The organism is Streptomyces sp. NPDC017520 (assembly GCF_044329855.1).
Classification (GTDB): domain Bacteria; phylum Actinomycetota; class Actinomycetes; order Streptomycetales; family Streptomycetaceae; genus Streptomyces.
Genome location: NZ_JBIRKB010000001.1, coordinates 844,568 through 858,052, shown reverse-complemented (window position 1 = coordinate 858,052; position 13,485 = coordinate 844,568). Strand labels below are relative to the sequence as shown.

12 protein-coding genes are annotated in these 13,485 nt (G+C 70.2%); 3 read left to right on the top strand and 9 right to left on the bottom strand.

Annotation, left to right across the window (positions count from 1 at the left end):
- Positions 1-104: 104 nt before the first annotated feature.
- Complete coding sequence (locus tag ACH4KB_RS03830; RefSeq protein WP_398063219.1) at positions 105-953, top strand: phosphatase PAP2 family protein; 849 nt, start codon at positions 105-107, stop codon at positions 951-953.
- On the opposite strand, the gene ACH4KB_RS03825 is transcribed toward ACH4KB_RS03830, so the two are convergent.
- From ACH4KB_RS03825 to ACH4KB_RS03790, 8 genes are all read right to left on the bottom strand, one after another.
- Positions 904-2,727, bottom strand: a complete 1,824-nt coding sequence (locus ACH4KB_RS03825) for a chitinase (RefSeq protein WP_398063217.1) — start codon at positions 2,725-2,727, stop codon at positions 904-906. The two genes, ACH4KB_RS03830 and ACH4KB_RS03825, sit on opposite strands and share 50 nt — an antisense overlap.
- 67 nt (positions 2,728-2,794) lie before the next feature.
- Complete coding sequence (locus ACH4KB_RS03820; protein WP_398063215.1) at positions 2,795-3,289, bottom strand: hypothetical protein; 495 nt, start codon at positions 3,287-3,289, stop codon at positions 2,795-2,797.
- Positions 3,290-3,436: 147 nt separating this feature from the next.
- A complete protein-coding gene (locus ACH4KB_RS03815) occupies positions 3,437-4,852 on the bottom strand; it encodes an NAD(P)/FAD-dependent oxidoreductase (protein ID WP_398063213.1) in 1,416 nt (471 codons plus the stop codon).
- A 23-nt stretch (positions 4,853-4,875) separates the two neighbouring features.
- The gene (locus ACH4KB_RS03810) at positions 4,876-5,679 is read right to left on the bottom strand and encodes an ABC transporter permease (protein WP_398063211.1); all 804 of its coding nucleotides are present in this window, start codon (positions 5,677-5,679) and stop codon (positions 4,876-4,878) included.
- A complete protein-coding gene (locus ACH4KB_RS03805; protein WP_215109975.1) occupies positions 5,679-6,620 on the bottom strand; it encodes an ABC transporter permease in 942 nt (313 codons plus the stop codon). The genes ACH4KB_RS03810 and ACH4KB_RS03805 overlap by 1 nt, the downstream gene beginning before the upstream one ends.
- Entirely contained in the window at positions 6,617-7,768 is a 1,152-nt protein-coding gene (locus ACH4KB_RS03800; protein ID WP_398063209.1) for an ABC transporter ATP-binding protein, read from the bottom strand. Before ACH4KB_RS03800 ends, ACH4KB_RS03805 begins: the two co-directional genes overlap by 4 nt.
- A 116-nt stretch (positions 7,769-7,884) precedes the next feature.
- Positions 7,885-9,132, bottom strand: coding sequence for a PotD/PotF family extracellular solute-binding protein (locus ACH4KB_RS03795; protein WP_398063207.1), 1,248 nt, complete (start codon positions 9,130-9,132; stop codon positions 7,885-7,887).
- A 62-nt stretch (positions 9,133-9,194) separates the two neighbouring features.
- Positions 9,195-10,709: a gamma-aminobutyraldehyde dehydrogenase gene (locus tag ACH4KB_RS03790; RefSeq protein WP_398063205.1), complete on the bottom strand. Its 1,515-nt coding sequence runs from the start codon at positions 10,707-10,709 to the stop codon at positions 9,195-9,197.
- A gap of 207 nt (positions 10,710-10,916) precedes the next feature.
- On the opposite strand from ACH4KB_RS03790, the gene ACH4KB_RS03785 reads away from it, so the two are divergent.
- The gene (locus ACH4KB_RS03785) at positions 10,917-11,465 is read left to right on the top strand and encodes an NADAR family protein (protein ID WP_398063203.1); all 549 of its coding nucleotides are present in this window, start codon (positions 10,917-10,919) and stop codon (positions 11,463-11,465) included.
- Between the two features lie 149 nt (positions 11,466-11,614).
- Here the strand turns inward: ACH4KB_RS03785 and ACH4KB_RS03780 are convergent, their stop codons facing one another.
- Positions 11,615-12,325: a DUF4190 domain-containing protein gene (locus ACH4KB_RS03780; RefSeq protein WP_398063201.1), complete on the bottom strand. Its 711-nt coding sequence runs from the start codon at positions 12,323-12,325 to the stop codon at positions 11,615-11,617.
- A gap of 120 nt (positions 12,326-12,445) precedes the next feature.
- On the opposite strand from ACH4KB_RS03780, the gene ACH4KB_RS03775 reads away from it, so the two are divergent.
- The gene (locus ACH4KB_RS03775) at positions 12,446-13,480 is read left to right on the top strand and encodes an adenosine deaminase (RefSeq protein WP_398063199.1); all 1,035 of its coding nucleotides are present in this window, start codon (positions 12,446-12,448) and stop codon (positions 13,478-13,480) included.
- The last annotated feature ends 5 nt before the right edge of the window (positions 13,481-13,485 follow it).

Sequence of the window (13,485 nt, the reverse complement as noted above, 5' to 3'; positions counted from 1 at the left end):
CGTCCGCCATCCGGGTGAGGGCCTGTGAAGAACGTGTGCGGGGGCGATGGCGGGTGGTGGTGCCGACTGTCGGCCGCCGCTCCACTGCCGTACGGTTTCTGCAGATGAGAGGAACACCTCGGTCGCGGGAAACCTCGGCCGATGCCGGGCCGGGGCTTCCCCAGCGCCGTCCCGGGCGTGTGTTCGCGCACACCGGAGCCTCCGGCTCCGGGACTCCTCACCGATCGGACGGCCGCCCGCCCCACACCCCCCGGGGCGCGCGGCGAACCGATCTCGCCGGCCATCCCGGAACAACCCCCCCTGTTCCCGGGTGGCCGGCCCCTCTCGTTTCCGGCGTCCTGGGCCTGCTCGCCGTGGTCTTCGCGCTGATCACCTGGCAGGTCGCCGTCGAGGGTCCGCTGCTGCGGCTCGACGAGCGCGTGGGCGGGGAGCTGTTCGGTCACGGCCCGGCTCCGCTGACGCAGGTGCTCTCCGACCTCGGCGGGATGCCGGTGGCGCTTCCGGTCCTGATCTGCGCGGTCGGGTACGCGCTGTGGCGCGGCGCCCGGCGGCTCGCCGTGTACGCGGCCCTCACCATGGCGGCGGTGCCCGCGCTGGTGATCCCGCTGAAGGTGGCGACCGCCCGGCAGGGGCCGCTGACCGAGGCGGTCAACTACTACCCGTCCGGTCATACGGCGACGGCCGCCGTGGCGTACGGGGCGTCGGCCCTGGTGCTGCTGGCCCTCCCCCGTCCGTCGTGGCTCCGGGAGGCTTCCTGGCCGCGGGCGTGGATGATGCCCGTCGCCGCGATCCTGTTGACCACGGCGACGGGCATCGGTCTGGTGCTGCACGGCTACCACTGGCCGCTGGACGTGCTGGCCAGTTGGTGCCTGGGGCCTTGCGTGCTCGCGCCCCTGTGGTGGGTCAGTTGCCGAAGTAGGCGTCGAAGTTCTTCGAGAACTCCCAGTTGTTGAAGCGGTCCCAGTTGATGGACCAGGTCATCAGGCCGCGCAGGTCGGACCAGGTCCCGTGGGTCCGGTAGGAACCGCAGTCGGTCTTCTTGGTCAGGCAGTTGAGCGCCTTGTTGACCTCGGCCGGCGAGGTGTGGCCGTTGCCCGCCTGGGTGGAGGCCGGGAGGCCGATGGCGACCTGGTCGGGGCGCAGGCCGGGGAAGACCCGGCTGGTGTTGCCCGCCACCGGGAAGCCCGCGAGCAGCATGTCGGTCATCGCGATGTGGAAGTCCGCGCCGCCCATCGAGTGGTACTGGTTGTCCAGGCCCATGATCGGACCCGAGTTGTAGTCCTGGACGTGCAGCAGGGTCAGGTCGTCGCGCAGTGCGTGGATGACCGGCAGGTAGGCGCCGGCGCGCGGGTCCTGGCCGCCCCAGGGCCCGGAGCCGTAGAACTGGTAGCCGAGCTGCACGAAGAAGGTCTCGGGCGCCATGGTGAGGACGAAGTCCGGGCCGTACTTCGCCTTGAGCGACTTCACCGCGGAGATCAGGTTGACGATCACCGGTGAGGTGGGGCTGCGGAAGTCGGTGTCGCCGGTGTTGAGGGAGAGGGAGTGGCCCTCGAAGTCGATGTCCAGGCCGTCCAGGCCGTAGGTGTCGATGATCTTCGAGACGGAGGTGACGAAGGCGTCCCGGGCCGCGGTGGAGGCGAGCTGCACCTGTCCGTTCTGGCCGCCGATCGAGATCAGCACCTTCTTGCCCGCGGCCTGCTTGGCCTTGATCGCGGCCTTGAACTCCGCCTCGGACTCGACGTTCGGGCACTCGGCGACCGGGCAGAGCGCGAAGCGGATGTCGCCGGAGGTGACGGAGGTGGGCTCGCCGAAGGCGAGGTTGATGACGTCCCAGGAGTCGGGCACGTCCGCCATCCGGGTGTAGCCGGAGCCGTTGGCGAAGCTGGAGTGCAGGTAGCCGACGAGGGCGTGGGGCGGGAGCTTGGTGTCGCCGCCTCCGCCGCCCGCCGTGGTGGTCGCGATGACGGCGGCCGACTTCGCGGACTCGCCGGCCGCGTTGGCGGCGGTGACCTGGAAGCTGTACGCGGTGGAGGGGGTCAGGCCCGTCACGGTGGCGGAGGGGCCGGTGGCCGTGGCGACCTTCGTACCGCCGCGGTAGACGTGGTAGCCGCTCGCGCCGGAGACGGCGTTCCAGGAGAGCGCGACGGAGGAGGAGGTGATCGCCGTGGTGCTCAGGCCGGCGGGGACGGCCGGGATCACGACGGGGTCGCCGCCGGGGCCGACGAGGGTGAGGTCGTCGGCGTGGTAGGCCGGGGTGCCGTACCAGCCGTGGGTGTAGACGCTCACGGAGGTGGTGGAGGGCCCGGTCCTGAAGGTGGTGGTGAGCTGCTTCCACGCACCGGGGGACTGGGTCCAGGTGGAGACGTCGGTGGTGCCGGTGCCGGACGCGCCGAGGTAGACGTAACTGCCCTGCACCCAGGCGCTCAGCGTGTACGAGGAGTTGGGCTTGACCGTGATGCTCTGCGAGCACTTGGCGTGGTCGTTGCCGGCCGGGGTCGCCTTGAGCGCGGAGGTGCCGCTGCGGGTGGGCGTGGAGACGGCCGCGCCGCTGGAGGCCGCGCAGTTCCAGCCGTCCAGGCCCGCCTCGAAGCCGCCGTTGCGTGCCAGGTCCACATCGGCGGCGCCTGCCGCCGGGGCCGTGGCGACCAGAGCGCCGGCGGCGAGCAGGATGGCCGAGGAGACGGCCAGAAGTCCGGAGAATCTGACAGTTGGTCCGGTGCGTTCCACAACAGCCTCCGCGCAGGGGGAAATTCGGGTTGGCGTGCGCACAACATGGTCCAGACCAATCAGGTTGTCAAGACCTCTGGCGGCCGGCTCGGCCCTCCGGACGCTCCCCGCGGGCGTCCCGGGCGGCCGCGCCCGCCGCCTCGTGCATCGCGCGTTCGAGGAGTCCGGCGTCCGTGAGGGTCCCCGAACCGTCCGGCGGGACCAGCCAGCGCACTCCCCCGGTGACCCGCCCCGGGTACGGGACGACGATCCAGGTGCCCTGGCCGCAGCCCCTGATCCCGGTGCCGATCCAGCGGGAGACGGTGCCCGGCGGGACGAAGAAGCCCATGCGCGACTCCCCGAAGTCGGCGAGAACGGGGCCCGGACGGTCGACGAGGCGGGTGAGGACGTCGAGCGTCGGGTAGCCCAGTTCGCCCGGGAGGATCAGTACGTCCCAGCGCCTGCCTGCCGGAAGGAGCGCGATCCCCCGCGGACTGCGCTCCCACTCCCACCGGCAGGCGGCCGGGTCCGGTGCCACCGATGTGAGCCACTCGACCGCGGCTTTCGTTTCCGAACCAGTCATGACCAGTCTCCCGTCGACGTGAGCACCGGCGGGGTTCCGCCGGTGCGTACACATGCGAGAGAGGGTTCGGTGCCGACTATGACGCGGGTTGGTGCTACTGATCGGTAGTGAGCTGGGTCACAGCACCTGACCTGGGCCGGAAGCGGCTCAGCTGTCGAAGCCGAGGCCCAGTTTGTCCATGGTCCTCAGCCACAGGTTGCGGTGCCCGCCGTTGCTGTCGGCACGGGCCAGGGACCGCTTGGTGATCTCGATCCCGGCCCAGGCGAAGGGCTCCGGCGGGAACGGCATCGGCTTGGAGCGGACCATTTCCAGGCGGGTCCGTGCCGTCTCCTCGCCGGAGAGCAGATCGAGCATCACCTCGGCCCCGAAGCGGGTCGATCCGACTCCGAGACCGGTGTATCCGGCGGCGTACGCGACCCGACCCTGATGGGCCGTTCCGAAGAACGCCGTAAAGCGGGAACAGGTGTCGATCGCACCGCCCCAGGCGTGCGAGAAATTCAGTCCGGAAAGCTGCGGGAAACAGGTGAAGAACTGCTCCGCGAGTTTCAGGAACGTCTCCGGCCGCTGGTCGAGATCGGCGCTGAGCCGGCCTCCGTACGGGTAGATCGCGTCGTATCCGCCCCACAGGATCCGGTTGTCCGCGGAAAGCCGGAAGTAGTGGAACTGATTGGCGCTGTCGCCCAGCCCCTGGCGTCCCTTCCAGCCAATGGAGTCGAGCTGCTCCGGGGTGAGCGGTTCGGTCATCAGCGCGTAGTCGTAGACGGGCACGGTGTACGGGCGGATCCGTTTGACGAGCGACGGGAAGATGTTGGTGCCGAGGGCGACGCGGCGCGCGAAGACCCGTCCGTACGGGGTGCGGACCGCCATTCCTGATCCTGAGCGGACCAGGTCCAGGCCACGGGTGTGCTCGTGGATCCGTACGCCCAGCTCCAGGCAGGCCCGCTTCAGACCCCAGGCGAGCTTCGCCGGGTGCAGCATCGCGACGCCGCGCCGGTCCCAGAGCCCGCCGAGGAAGGTGGGCGAGTCGACCTCCGCGCGGACGGCCTCACCGTCCAGGAAATCCACGCCCGTGATGCCGAGCCCCACGATCTCCTCGTGCCATTCCCGCAGCTCCTGAAGCTGGTGGGGTTCGGTGGCGACGTCGATCTCGCCGGTGCGCTCGAACTCGCAGTCGATGCCGTAGCGGGCCACCGCAGCCTCGATGGCGTCGAGGTTGCGCTCCCCCAGCTCCTCCAGCTTCGCGATCTCGTCCGGCCAGCGCTCCACGCCGTTGGCCAGGCCGTGGGTGAGGGAGGCGGCGCAGAAGCCGCCGTTGCGGCCCGAGGCGGCCCAGCCCACCTCGTGCCCCTCGATGAGGACGACGTCCCGGTCCGGGTCGCGCTCCTTGGCGATGAGCGCGGTCCACAGACCGCTGTAGCCGCCACCGACGACCAGCAGGTCGGTGTGCTCGTCGCCGGTGAGGGCGGGCAGCGGACCGGGCTTCGCCGGGTCGTCCAGCCAGTAGGAGACCGGCTTGGCGCCGGAGAGTGATCGTGCGGCAGTACGCATGGCAGCTGGGGCCATGGTTTCCAACTCCTTCGGGACTTTCAGGGTCGAGCGTTGTTCTTCCGTCGGGCGGCTATGACCTGACCGACGAGAACCACCGATATCGCCATGATGAACATGGCGGTGCCGATGACGTTGATCTGCACGGGCGTGCCGCGCTGTGCCGATCCCCAGACGAACATCGGGAACGTCACGGTGGAGCCCGCGTTGAAATTCGTGATGATGAAATCGTCGAACGAGAGCGCGAAGGCGAGCAGCGCTCCCGCCGCGATCCCCGGGGCCGCGATGGGCAGGGTCACCCGCACGAAGGTCTGCACGGGGCCCGCGTACAGGTCGCGGGCGGCTTCCTCCAGTCTCGGGTCCATCGACATGACGCGCGCCTTGACGGCCGTGACGACGAAGCTGAGGCAGAACATGATGTGGGCGATGAGCACGGTCCAGAAGCCGAGCTGGGCGCCCATGTTCAGAAACAGGGTGAGCAGGGACGCGGCCATGACGACCTCGGGCATCGCCATCGGCAGGAAGATCAGCGAGCTGATCGCGCCGCGCGCCCGGAAGCGGTAGCGGACGAGCGCGAACGCGACCGCCGTGCCGAGCGCGGTGGCCCCCAGCGTCGCCCAGAAGGCGATCTGGAGCGAGAGGGAGAGCGAGCCGCACAGGTCGGCGACGCCGCAGGGGTCCTTCCAGGCGTCCAGCGAGAACCGCTGCCAGGCGTAGTTGAAGCGCCCGTTGGGGTTGTTGAACGAGAACACCATCACGACGATGTTCGGAACGATCATGTACGCGAGGGTCAGCAGACCAGCGATGACGACCAGGTTCCGGCGTATCCAGCGCAGTACGGGCATCAGACCAGGTCCTCCGTACCGGAGCGGCGGATGTAGAAGGTGACCGCGAGCAGGACGATCGCCATGAGGATGAACGAGAGCGCGGCGGCCGTCGGATAGTCCAGGACCCGCAGGAACTGGCTCTGGATGACGCTGCCGACCATCTTGGTGTCCGTGGAGCCCAGCAGCTCGGCGTTGACGTAGTCGCCGCTGGCCGGGATGAACGTCAGCAGGGTGCCGGAGACGACGCCGGGCATGGAGAGCGGGAACGTCACCTTGCGGAAGGTGGTGGCGGGGGTGGCGTAGAGGTCGCCCGCCGCCTCGTGGAGCCGGCCGTCGATCCGCTCCAGCGAGGTGTAGAGGGGCAGGATCATGAACGGCAGGAAGTTGTACGTCAGGCCGCAGACGACGGCCATCGGGGTGGCGAGGACCCGGTTGGACTCGGTCCAGCCGAGCCAGCTGGTGACGTCCAGGACGTGCAGGGTGTTCAGCACGTCCACGACCGCGCCGCCGTCGGCGAGGATCGTCTTCCAGGCCAGCGTGCGGATGAGGAAGCTGGTGAAGAACGGGGCGATGACCAGGACGAGCACCAGGTTGCGCCAGCGGCCCGCCTTGAAGGCGATGAGGTAGGCGAGCGGGTAGCCCAGCAGCAGGCACAGGATCGTGGCGGTGCCCGCGTACAGGAGGGACCGGATGAACTGCGGGTAGTACTCGCGCAGCGCGTCCACGTACGTCTGGAAGTGCCAGGTGACCTCGAAGCCCTGCTCCAGCGAGCCGGTCTGTACGGAGGTGGAGGCCTGGTAGACGAGCGGCAGGGCGAAGAAGACGACCAGCCAGAGGATGCCGGGGAGCAGCAGCCAGTAGGGGACGAGGCGTTTGCGGGTGGAGGGCTTGCGGAGCTTGAGCTCCCTGGGCTCCTCGGGCTGCGAAGGGGGCGCGGGTGGCGCCTCGGTGAGGCTCACGCCGCGTCCTCCACGCTCTCCACGCCGGCGTCGATGTCCTGGTCGGCGTCGAGTCCGAAGGTGTGGGCCGGGTTCCAGTGCAGGATCACCTCGGCGCCGGGCAGGAGTCCCGTGCGCCTGTCGACGTTCTGCTCGTACACCTGGAGCGCCTTGCCCGCCGGGCTCTCGACCACGTACTGGGTGGAGACGCCGATGAAGCTGGAGCCGACGACGCGGCCGGTGACGCGGTTGCGGCCGGCGGCTATGGAGTCCGCGTCGTCCACGTGGGCCAGGGATATCTTCTCGGGCCGGATCCCGACGAGGAGCCGGCCGCCGCTCGTCGCGGGGGCGGAACATCGCTCGCGGGGCAGGGTGAGCTTGCCGCCTCCCGCGGCCACCACCAGATCGCCGCCGGTGGAGACGACCTCGCCCTCGATGAGGTTGGACGTGCCGAGGAAGTTGGCGACGAAGGTGGTGCGTGGGTTCTCGTAGAGGTCGGCGGGCGCGCCGAGTTGCTCGACCCGGCCCCCGTTCATCACCGCGACGGTGTCGGCCATGGTCATGGCCTCCTCCTGGTCGTGGGTGACGTGCACGAAGGTGATGCCGACCTCGGTCTGGATCCGCTTGAGCTCCAGCTGCATCTGACGCCGGAGCTTGAGGTCGAGGGCGCCGAGCGGTTCGTCGAGCAGCAGGACCTGCGGGTGGTTGATGAGCGCGCGGGCGACGGCGACGCGCTGCTGCTGGCCGCCGGAGAGCTGGTGCGGTTTGCGGCGGGCGAAATCGCCGAGCTGGACCAGCTCCAGCATGTCGTCGACCTGCTTCTTCACCGACTTGATGCCGCGACGGCGCAGCCCGAAGGCGACGTTCTCGGTGATGTCCAGGTGCGGGAAGAGCGCGTAGCTCTGGAAGACGGTGTTGACGGGCCGCTTGTACGGGGGCAGGTCGGTGATGTCCTTCTCCCCGAGGAAGACCGTGCCGGTGGTGGCCTCCTCCAGGCCCGCGATCATCCGCAGGGTGGTGGTCTTGCCGCAGCCGGACGCGCCGAGCAGGGCGAAGAAGGAGCCCCGGGGCACGGTCAGGTCGAGCGGCTGCACGGCGGTGAAGGAACCGTAGGTCTTGCTGATCCCGGCGAGGCGGACATCGCCGCCCGCGGTCTGCTGCTGTGTCATGGGTCGCAGTCCCAGTGTGTTCGGGGGGAGTTCGGGGAAAGGGGTGACGGGAGACCTGGGAGGGGCCGGGCCGGGCGGGTCGTCGCGAACGACGCGGCCGGCGGCGGGTCCGGTGGTCAGGCGCCGATGAGCTTGGCGAACTTCTCCTCGTACGCCGTCTCTTCCTTCGTGGTCAGGGAGCGGAAGGAGCGGGACTTCGCCGCCATCTCCTGGTCGGGAAGGATCAGCGTGTTGGAGGCCATCGACTCGTCGATCTTGGCGAGTTCGTCGCGTACGCCGTCGACCGGGCAGACGTAGTTGATGTACGCGGCGAGCTGGGCGGCGACCGGCGGTTCGTAGTAGTAGTCGATGAGCTTCTCGGCGTTGGTCTTGTGCCGGGCCTGCGCGGGGACCAGGAGGTTGTCGCTGGAGGTGATGTATCCGGCGGCCGGAATCGTGAACTTGATGTCCGGGTTGTCGGCCTGGAGCTGGATGACGTCCCCGGCCCAGCCGACGCAGGCGGCGATGTCGCCCTTGCTGAGGTCGGCGGTGTAGTCGTTGCCGGTGAAGCGGCGGATCTGCTTCTTGTCGACGGCCTTCTGGAGGCGGCCGATCGCGCCGTCGAAGTCGGCGTCGGTGAACTTCCCCGGGTCCTTGCCCTGGTCGAGGAGGGTCATGCCGACGGTGTCGCGCATCTCGGAGAGGAAGGAGACGCGGCCCTTGAGCTTCGGGTCGTCGAGCAGCTGGGTGACGGAGTCGACCTTGCGGCCGCCGGTCGCCTTCACGTTGTACGCGATGACGGTCGGGATGCCGGTCCAGGGGTAGGAGTAGGCGCGTCCCGGGTCCCAGTCGGGGGTGCGGAACTGGGCGGAGACGTTGGCGAAGGCGTGCGGGAGGTTCGAGGGGTCGAGCTTCTGCGCCCAGCCGAGCCGGATGATGCGGGCGGCGAGCCAGTCGGTGACGCATATGAGGTCGCGCCCGGTGTTCTGGCCGGCCGCGAGCTGGGGTTTGATCTTCCCGAAGAACTCGACGTTGTCGTTGATGTCCTCGGTGTACTTGACCCTGATCCCGGTGCGTCTGGTGAAGGCCTCCAGGGTGGGGCGGCCCTTCTCGTCCTCGCTGACGTCCATGTACTCGGTCCAGTTGGAGAAGGTGACTTCCTTCTCCTTGGCCGAGTGGTCGTCGGAGGCCACACCGGCGTCGGCGCGCTTGGCGGGCGGGATGCCGCACGCGCCGAGGGTGGCCATGCCGCCCAGTGCGATCGCGCCCATGCCGGAGGCGCGCAGCAGGGAGCGGCGGGTGAGGGCGCCCCTGCCGCTGGTCAGGGAACGCCTCATGGCCGCCAGTTGGGCGGACGAGAGGTGCTCGGGCTCGTAACTCTCCATACGCGTTGCCCTTTCGGGTGGGAGGCCGCTCGGGCCCGTGGGCCCTGGTCGTGCGGCAGCTGTTATCGGTCCCCGAAGATCGTGCGGTGCCAGTCCTTGCGGGCGACCGCGGTGTTGTCGTACATGACGTGCTTGACCTGCGTGTACTCCTCGAAGGAGTACGCCGACATGTCCTTGCCGAAACCGCTGGCCTTGTATCCGCCGTGCGGCATCTCGGAGAGGATCGGGATGTGGTCGTTCACCCACACACAGCCCGCCTGGATCTCGCGGGTGGCGCGGTTCGCGCGGTACAGGTCGCGGGTCCAGGCGGAGGCGGCCAGTCCGTACGGGGTGTCGTTGGCGAGGGCGATGCCCTCGTCGTCGGTGTCGAAGGGCAGCACCACGAGGACCGGGCCGAAGATCTCCGACTGGACGATCTCGCTGTCCTGGGCGGCGTCCGCGACGAGGGTGGGCCGGTAGTACGCGCCGTCGGCGAGGTCGCCGCCGGGGGCCTCGCCGCCGGTGACGACCCGGGCGTAGCCGCGGGCCCGCTCGACGAAGGCGGCGACGCGGTCGCGCTGGGCGTGGCTGATCAGGGGGCCGAGGTCGGTGGCGGCGTCAAAGGGGTCGCCGAGCCGGACGGTCTCCATGAGCGCGGCGACGTCCCGGACGAAGGCGTCGTAGAGGGGGCGCTGCACGTAGGCGCGGGTGGCGGCGGTGCAGTCCTGGCCGGTGTTGATGAGGGAGCCGGCGACCGCGCCGTGGACGGCGGCCTCCAGGTCGGCGTCGTCGAAGACCACGAAGGGGGCCTTGCCGCCGAGCTCCAGGTGGAGGCGCTTGACGGTGGCGGTGGCGATCTCCGCGACCCGCTTGCCGACGGCGGTGGAGCCGGTGAAGGAGGTCATCACGACGTCGGGGTGGCCGACGAGGTGTTCACCGGCGTCCCTGCCCGCGCCGGTGACGATGTTGATGACGCCGTCGGGGATGCCCGCCTCGGTGGCGGCCCGGGCGAACATCAGCGAGGTGAGCGGGGTCAGCTCGGCGGGCTTCAGAACGATGGTGTTGCCCGCGGCGACGGCCGGAAGGACCTTCCAGGCGGCCATCTGGAGGGGGTAGTTCCAGGGAGCGATGGAACCGACGACGCCGATCGCCTCGCGGCGTACGTAGGAGGTGTGGTCGCCGTCGTACTCGGCGGCGGCCTTGCCCTCCAGGTGGCGTGCCGCCCCCGCGAAGAAGGCGGCGTTGTCGACGGTGCCGGGGACGTCGAACTCGGTGGAGAGCTTGATCGGCTTGCCGCACTGGAGGGACTCGGCGTACGCGAAGTCGTCCGCCTGCTCGGCGAGGACGGCGGCGAAGCGGTGCATCGCCTCGGAGCGTTCGCCCGGGGTGGCGCCGGACCAGCCGGGGAAGGCGGCGCGGGCGGCGGCGACGGCCGCGTCCACGTCGTCGGCGCCCGCCAGCTCGTAGCGGAGCACGGTCTCGCCGGTCGCGGGGTTCACCACCTCGTGGTGGTTGCCGGACGTACCGGGGAGCAGCTTGCCGCCGATGTACTGCGCACCTTCCGCGAAGCGGTCCTGAACCTGGAAGCCGTTGCTCATGACGCTCTCCTCCGCCGCGGTGCCCGCTGGGCGGGGTCGGCGTAGCTTCTTCGTGAATTGAGTGCCGATCCTGACAGAGGGGTCCGAGCCCAACAAGTGATTCCGTTGTTTCCTTTTGGTTACGCGACGGAATCTGTCGACCATGTGTCGGGTCGGTGCGGAAATCCCCGTACGGAGTGTCAGTGGCGGATGCCACACTCACATGCCATGGGGCCGATCGATGAACTTCTGGCGGACGTGGCGCGGGGCAGGCGGGTGAAGTACCTGCCGTTCTGGGGACACCGCCCGCGCCCTGACGGGCGGCTGGGGAGCAGTTGTCTCAGTCAGTGGTGGCCGTCGCCGTTCACGGTGGACGGGGTGACGTACGCGAGCGCCGAGCACTGGATGATGGCCGGCAAGGCGCGGCTCTTCGGCGATCCGGAGGCGGAGCGGGCGGCCGTGTCGGCGAAGAGCCCGGCGGCGGCGAAGAAGGCGGGACGCCTGGTGCGCGGCTTCGACGAGGACGTGTGGATACGGGAGCGGTTCGCCCTGGTCGTGGAGGGCAGCACGCACAAGTTCGGGCAGGACCCGGAGTTGGGCGGCTTCCTCCTGGGCACCGGGAACCGGGTGCTGGTGGAGGCGTCCCCGCTGGACCGGATCTGGGGCATCGGGTTCGCGGCGGACGACGAGCGGGTGGAGCGGCCGCAGCAGTGGCGGGGGCTGAATCTGCTGGGCTTCGCACTGATGGAGGCGCGGGAGAGGCTGCGGGCGGGCTGAGCCCTCTGCGGCGCGGCGCGGGGCCGAGCCTTTGCGTACGGGCCCCGCGCACGACGCCTCTCGTACGGGCCGTCGCTACGACGTCCGGCCGGGCCGGGAGTGCTTCCCTGCCCGGCCGGGATCGACACGACGTCCCTGGGCTGTCCGCTCTACCGGCGGTCCTCGACGACCAGCGACGTGGCGAACGGGTCGTCGTAGGTGCCGTCGTAGTCGCTGTCGCCGTCGCTGTCGGCGCTCGTCGCGGCCCAGATGATCAGGCCGAGGATCGCGGCGCCCACGACGATGCCGACGGAGCCGAGGATGACCCCGGCGAGCGCCATGCCCCGGTTGGTGGCCTCGCCACGCTTGGCACGGCCGAGGCCGATGATGCCGAAGATCAGCGCCAGGATGCCGAGGATGATGTTGACGCCGTACATGCAGAAGCCGACGACCGAGATGATGCCGATCACCATCGCGGCCGTGCCCAGTCCGTTGTTGGGCGCGGGGGCCCAGCCGGCCGGGCCCGCTCCGTAGGCGCCGTAGCCCGGGTAGCCGCCGTACGGCTGCGGGGGCGGGGCCGGGTAGCCGTAGTGCGCGGCGGGCGGCGGCGGGGCCGCGTGGCCGGGGCCGTTCGGGCCGATCGGCGGCGGCGGTACGTCCGCGGGCGCGGGTCCGAAGCCGCCGGCCCGGGGTATCGGCCCGGTGCCGTCCCCCGCGGCCGGTCCGGCGCCCGGCATCGACGTCACGGTCGGCTGGGCGTGGACCGGGGCGGGCGGCGGCGTGTGCGCACCCGGCTTGCCCAGCTCCACCCTGCTGTCCGGCGGTGCCCACGGATCGCGCGGCGCGGCCCCGCCCCCGGGCTGCTCTGTGTTGTCTGACATGGGCCTCCCCCATCGTGATTCCGTCATGCTACGGCCAGGCCTCAACGCCCCGGACCCCGCCTGCGATGATCGGTGGGGCCGGGACGCCCGGCCGACGTCACGCCGAACGGGAGATTTCCGATGACCGATCCGCACCCCTTCATCGCCGGGCTGCCCAAGGCCGAGCTTCATGTCCACCACGTCGGGTCGGCGTCGCCCCGGATCGTCGCGGAGCTGGCCGCCCGACACCCGGACACCAAGGTCCCCACGGACCCGGAGGCGCTGGTCGACTACTTCACCTTCACGGACTTCGCGCACTTCGTCGAGGTCTACCTCTCGGTGGTGGACCTGATCCGCACCCCCGAGGACGTCCGGCTGCTCACCTTCGAGGTGGCGCGGGACATGGCCCGGCAGAACATCCGGTACGCGGAGCTGACCGTGACCCCGTACAGCTCGACCCGCCGGGGCATCCCCGAGGTCGCGTTCATGGAGGCCATTGAGGACGCCCGCCGGGCGGCCGAGGCCGAGCTGGGCGTCGTCCTGCGCTGGTGCTTCGACATTCCTGGCGAGGCCGGGCTCCAGTCCGCCGAGGAGACCGTCCGGCTCGCGCTGGAGCACCGGCCCGAAGGGCTCGTCTCCTTCGGTCTCGGCGGGCCGGAGATCGGGGTGGAGCGCCCCCAGTTCAAGCCGTACTTCGACCGGGCCATCGCCGCGGGCCTGCACTCGGTGCCGCACGCCGGGGAGACCACGGGGCCGCAGACCATCTGGGACGCCCTGACCGCACTGCGCGCCGAGCGCATCGGCCACGGAACCACCTCCGTCCAGGACCCCAGGCTGCTGGAGCACCTCGCCGAGCACCGCATCGCGCTGGAGGTCTGCCCGACGTCGAACATCGCCACCCGCGCGGTCACGGACATCGAGCTGCACCCGATCCGGGAAATGGTGGCGGCGGGCGTGCTGGTGACCGTCAACAGCGACGACCCGCCGATGTTCGGCACCGACCTCAACAACGAGTACGCGGTGGCCGCCCGGCTGCTGGAGCTCGACGAGCGCGGCATCGCGGAGCTGGCGAAGAACGCCGTGGAGGCCTCCTTCCTCGACCCGGCGGGCCGGCGGAAGCTGGCCGAGGAGATCGACGCGTACACGACGAACTGGCTCCGGGCTCCCGGCCGCTGACCCGG

Bases quoted from the DNA above. Each gene is read 5' to 3' on its own strand.
- ACH4KB_RS03780 (WP_398063201.1), bottom strand. From the start codon at position 12,325: ATGTCAGACAACACAGAGCAGCCCGGGGGCGGGGCCGCGCCGCGCGAT.
- ACH4KB_RS03790 (WP_398063205.1), bottom strand. From the start codon at position 10,709: ATGAGCAACGGCTTCCAGGTTCAGGACCGCTTCGCGGAAGGTGCGCAG.
- ACH4KB_RS03785 (WP_398063203.1), top strand. From the start codon at position 10,917: ATGGGGCCGATCGATGAACTTCTGGCGGACGTGGCGCGGGGCAGGCGG.
- ACH4KB_RS03820 (WP_398063215.1), bottom strand. From the start codon at position 3,289: ATGACTGGTTCGGAAACGAAAGCCGCGGTCGAGTGGCTCACATCGGTG.
- ACH4KB_RS03775 (WP_398063199.1), top strand. From the start codon at position 12,446: ATGACCGATCCGCACCCCTTCATCGCCGGGCTGCCCAAGGCCGAGCTT.
- ACH4KB_RS03810 (WP_398063211.1), bottom strand. From the start codon at position 5,679: ATGCCCGTACTGCGCTGGATACGCCGGAACCTGGTCGTCATCGCTGGT.
- ACH4KB_RS03830 (WP_398063219.1), top strand. From the start codon at position 105: ATGAGAGGAACACCTCGGTCGCGGGAAACCTCGGCCGATGCCGGGCCG.
- ACH4KB_RS03815 (WP_398063213.1), bottom strand. From the start codon at position 4,852: ATGGCCCCAGCTGCCATGCGTACTGCCGCACGATCACTCTCCGGCGCC.
- ACH4KB_RS03795 (WP_398063207.1), bottom strand. From the start codon at position 9,132: ATGGAGAGTTACGAGCCCGAGCACCTCTCGTCCGCCCAACTGGCGGCC.
- ACH4KB_RS03800 (WP_398063209.1), bottom strand. From the start codon at position 7,768: ATGACACAGCAGCAGACCGCGGGCGGCGATGTCCGCCTCGCCGGGATC.